The following is a 4,027-nucleotide window of genomic DNA, read 5'->3' on the forward strand; positions in this document are numbered from 1 at the left end:
AGTAAATTTAATAATGCTGAGCAAAAATGCAGAAGCAAATGGCTTACTAAATAAATTTTCTAAAACACAGCAAGAAGGGAAAATGAAAAATATTACTTTATCAATGATTAATTTAAGTAAAAAACAATTAATTGAGTTATACTACTCCGGCAAATAAAGGAAACAGAAAAAACACATCACCCCAACCCCAGCTCATAAAAATAATCCTCTACCCTCTTCCATCCATTCTTCTCATAAACAGATTGCGCCGTAACATTATCTGCCCCAGTTTGTAACAGCAACCATCTTGCACTGGTTTCCATCCCAAATTCTTTTGCCTGTTTCAGTAAAGCAGCAGCAATGCCTTGCCCACGTACATTTGCATCAACATACAAATCGTTTAGCAACCAGGTGCGTTGTAACCCAACCGAAGAAAATACAGGATACAACTGGCAAAAGCCAACTGCATTACCATCAGCAAAAGCAATAAAAATTACCGATTGGTTATTGGTTACTCTTTCTAATAAAAAATCACTTGCTGCTTCAATATTGGAGGGCTGTTTGTAAAACATGCGGTATGCATCAAATAATGGCGCAGCATATTTTACATCTTCAATAATAGCTTTTTTAATTTCTACCAGCATTTTACTTAATTTAGTTATCAATAATACTTCTTTTCTTTATTATAAAAAATACAAAATGATAAGCTGGAGCGATTTTGAAAAAGTAGATATGAGGGTGGGAACCATATTGGAAGTAAATGATTTTCCCAATGCAAGAAAACCATCTTATCAACTCACCATAGATTTTGGAGAGTTAGGTATTAAAAAATCTTCGGCACAAATAACAGCATTGTATAAAAAAGAAAATATAGTAGGCAAACAGGTAATAGCAGTAATAAATTTTCCTGTAAAGCAAATTGCAAATTTTTTCAGTGAGTGTTTGGTGCTGGGTGTGTATAATGAAAACAGTGATGTGGTTTTATTGCAACCATCGCTGCAGGTAAAAAATGGTTGTAAGATTGGGTGATAGTTTTCTTTACCACATCAGTGAATTGCACCGTCCTTCAGGACGGTGATTAATGGATTTTTACTAATGGGCTTTAGCCCAACAAATTTTGGCTAAAGCCTAATACAACTACAAATTTTATCCCTGCCCTGAAGGGCAAGGCAATTGATAAAATTTTTACTCAATTATCTATGTTATAATAATAACTAATTGCAGGTTAAATAAAAGTACATGAACATCGAAATAGTTTTTTATCAATCTCCTTTAGGTGTGCTGGAAATACGCAGTACGGGCAATGCTATTTCGGATGTATTTTTTTTAAACAGCTGGAAAGGCAATAAAATAAATGAAGCAGAAATTAATTTTGTATCACCCAAATCTCCCGTAATAAAAAATTGTATTAAACAATTAGATGAATATTTTGCAGGTAAAAGAACAGTATTCAGCATGCACACATTGCAGGTTGGTACCAATTTTCAGCAAACCGTTTGGGCAGCACTTTGCAATATCCCTTATGCAAAAACTATAAGTTATTTAGAGTTAAGTAAACGCATAGGCAATGTAAAAGCCATCCGTGCAGTAGGTACCGCAAATGGCAACAACAGTATTTCTATAATTGTACCCTGCCACAGGGTAATTGGCAGCAATGGCGATTTAATTGGTTATGGCGGCGATTTATGGAGAAAGAAATGGCTGCTGGAGCATGAAGCCAAATATGCTTACGGTGTGCAAACTTTATTTTAAAATTTATTTTCTCTTACCAAAAAGCACAGCAACATACGCCGATAAGAAAAATTGCTTTTGCTTATTGTACAGCATTTGCGGAATTTTTTTACTGTAAAACTCTGCGTTCACCCCTACTTCTAAAGCACTAACCAGTTCATTTAATTTGCCATAATCAAACCGTACAGCTGGTTTAATATAAATACCCGGCGTAACTTTTAAATGTTTCCAGCCGGTACCAAAATTTGGACCAGTAGCAGATTGGTCGTTGTAAGCACCCACAAAACGCAAACTATCCGGCGAATCATAGCCAATATAAACTCTTTGCCCGTTTTTATCTACCTCAATTTCGTAAGGGCGCAATAAACCAATACAAAGCCCGCCACCTAAATTGCCTGTTACACTCAGGCCGTTTTTATTGCTTTTATTACCCAATAATATTTGTTGTTGTACACCCAGTTTTACCGGGTAGAAAAAATTTAATTTACCATAAATAATCGGCGCCGAAAAATTGGCAAAGCTCGGAGATTTTTCTTCTTTTTGATGTTTGCGTTCCGAGATTTCAAATTGATACAGCATTGCTTTTTTTACCGATTTACCCCTGCCAATTTCTAAAAAAGCACCATAGCCGTCGGTGGTAAGTTTAACACCATACACCGTTTGTTTTTTATACGCAATCACACCTTCTTCTTCCTGTTTTATCAAAGCATCAATACGTTTACGCTTCTCTTCTTTTTTAGCTTTTTTAGCATTAGGTTTTTCTTGAGCCATTGCTGTAAACCCAAAAGATAAAGCTGTCAGGATGAATAGTATTTTTTTCATGTCTATTTATTATTTACGTAAATTTATACAAAAATAGGATGTAGTTGGTAAAGATGATACTTTTGATAAAATAACCGCTGCATTTAACAAAAGCTAAATTAATAAAATTATGACTGCCACCGTTGTTTATAAAGGCGATTTACGCTGCGAATGTACCCACCTGCAAAGCGGCACCGTTACAGAAACCGATGCCCCCACCGATAACCGTGGCAAAGGCGAACGCTTTAGCCCCACCGATACACTTTGTGTAGCCCTGGCCACCTGCATTGTTACCACTATGGCATTAAAAGCTAACGATATGAACATTAATTTGGCCGACACCAAAATAGATGTTACCAAACACATGCTCAGCGATCCAAGGCGCATTGGAAAAATTGATGTCATTTTAAATTTTCCTGCATCACTAAATCTTGATGAAAAAGATAAAATCATTCTAAAACGTGTAGGTGATAATTGCCCGGTAGCAAAAAGTTTGCATCCCGATTTGGAGGTGAATATTGAGTACAGGTGGTAAAAGCCCCTCCTATCCTCCCCCGAGGGGAGGGAAAAGGAGAAGATTATGTTTTTATTTTTTTGAGCCCAACTTAATAAATGCTATTTGGCTTCATTGGCAGAGTTTACACTGAGGAACGAAGTGCACTCTTCAACATTAAATCTTTATTGAACTTTAATTATGTTTTGCAAAAGCACATGTCGTTCCTACGGAACGGTTTCCAAATTTATCTTGATTTTACTACCCACCTGCTGCTCCTCCGGAGTAAGTTTAATAATACAATCTTCTTCTTAATCTTCGCTTCCATCTTCTACATTTCCCTCCCCTCCGGGGAGGCTAGGAGGGGCTTTTCTTCAACAATGCATTCCCCACCGCACAATCCAAACACCTTTTTTTGTTACAGTAATTATTTTTTAATTGAATTAAAGATTGCGAATCAAAAGCATTTTTATTTTCAATACCCAAAGCGGCAAAGCCTTTGGTAATAGCATTTTTTTCGGCAGTAATTTCCAACAACCATTGCAGGGCTTTGTCTTTATAAATATTTTCTTTATGGTATTGGCCGTAGGCAAATAAAACGGGTATCACCGTATTTATTAAAATATTATCAATCATCTGTACACCCAAATTTTTCTTTTTAAAAGCCGACTGTTCTTCAAACATGTAATGGTAATGCCAGTAATCGTTGGCCGTAACATTCAGTAATGTTTTTATGTCAGTAATACTTTTACTTTCTTTAACAGCAGAAAATAAATGCAGGCTGCCATGCACCAGCATAGCCAATTGCGCCAACCTAACCGAAGGAAAATTAGCAGGCCGCATTCTTAAAAAATAAAGTGGCGCTTCAATTTTTTGCAGCTGGTATTTATTTTTAAGAAACAGGTATTCTTTTTGTAATAGTTTTGGATAATCTTCAGTAAAATCTCCCACTAATAAACCAGCCTGACCAAATAATAACGCTTCCAACTGGTGAATTTGATTTTTGTGTTTGGCTAAAATATT

6 protein-coding genes are annotated in these 4,027 nt (G+C 36.0%); 3 read left to right on the plus strand and 3 right to left on the minus strand.

Annotated elements, in window-relative coordinates:
• Positions 1–176: 176 nt before the first annotated feature.
• Positions 177–623: an N-acetyltransferase family protein gene (locus ACY651_RS01845; RefSeq protein WP_462249126.1), complete on the minus strand. Its 447-nt coding sequence runs from the start codon at positions 621–623 to the stop codon at positions 177–179.
• Positions 624–678: 55 nt separating this feature from the next.
• Here ACY651_RS01845 and ACY651_RS01850 point away from each other — a divergent pair, with 55 nt between their 5' ends.
• Both ACY651_RS01850 and ACY651_RS01855 read left to right on the plus strand, forming a co-directional pair.
• Entirely contained in the window at positions 679–1,008 is a 330-nt protein-coding gene (locus ACY651_RS01850; protein WP_462249128.1) for a tRNA-binding protein, read from the plus strand.
• A 210-nt stretch (positions 1,009–1,218) separates the two neighbouring features.
• Positions 1,219–1,731: a methylated-DNA--[protein]-cysteine S-methyltransferase gene (locus tag ACY651_RS01855; RefSeq protein WP_462249130.1), complete on the plus strand. Its 513-nt coding sequence runs from the start codon at positions 1,219–1,221 to the stop codon at positions 1,729–1,731.
• 3 nt (positions 1,732–1,734) lie between these two features.
• Here ACY651_RS01855 and ACY651_RS01860 read toward each other — a convergent pair whose 3' ends face one another.
• On the minus strand, positions 1,735–2,532 hold the full coding sequence (locus ACY651_RS01860) for a hypothetical protein (RefSeq protein ID WP_462249132.1): 798 nt from the start codon (positions 2,530–2,532) through the stop codon (positions 1,735–1,737).
• Between the two features lie 109 nt (positions 2,533–2,641).
• Between ACY651_RS01860 and ACY651_RS01865 the strand changes: the two genes are divergently transcribed.
• Positions 2,642–3,046, plus strand: coding sequence for an OsmC family protein (locus ACY651_RS01865; protein WP_462249134.1), 405 nt, complete (start codon positions 2,642–2,644; stop codon positions 3,044–3,046).
• Positions 3,047–3,361: 315 nt separating this feature from the next.
• On the opposite strand, the gene ACY651_RS01870 is transcribed toward ACY651_RS01865, so the two are convergent.
• On the minus strand, positions 3,362–4,027 hold a 666-nt coding region (locus ACY651_RS01870), incomplete at its 5' end, for a DUF2851 family protein (RefSeq protein ID WP_462249136.1).

Origin of the sequence: Ferruginibacter sp., from assembly GCF_031391665.1 — a bacterium.
In the GTDB taxonomy this organism is placed as follows: domain Bacteria; phylum Bacteroidota; class Bacteroidia; order Chitinophagales; family Chitinophagaceae; genus Ferruginibacter.

Bases quoted from the DNA above. Each gene is read 5' to 3' on its own strand.
- ACY651_RS01845 (WP_462249126.1), bottom strand. From the start codon at position 623: ATGCTGGTAGAAATTAAAAAAGCTATTATTGAAGATGTAAAATATGCT.
- ACY651_RS01850 (WP_462249128.1), top strand. From the start codon at position 679: ATGATAAGCTGGAGCGATTTTGAAAAAGTAGATATGAGGGTGGGAACC.
- ACY651_RS01855 (WP_462249130.1), top strand. From the start codon at position 1,219: ATGAACATCGAAATAGTTTTTTATCAATCTCCTTTAGGTGTGCTGGAA.
- ACY651_RS01860 (WP_462249132.1), bottom strand. From the start codon at position 2,532: ATGAAAAAAATACTATTCATCCTGACAGCTTTATCTTTTGGGTTTACA.
- ACY651_RS01865 (WP_462249134.1), top strand. From the start codon at position 2,642: ATGACTGCCACCGTTGTTTATAAAGGCGATTTACGCTGCGAATGTACC.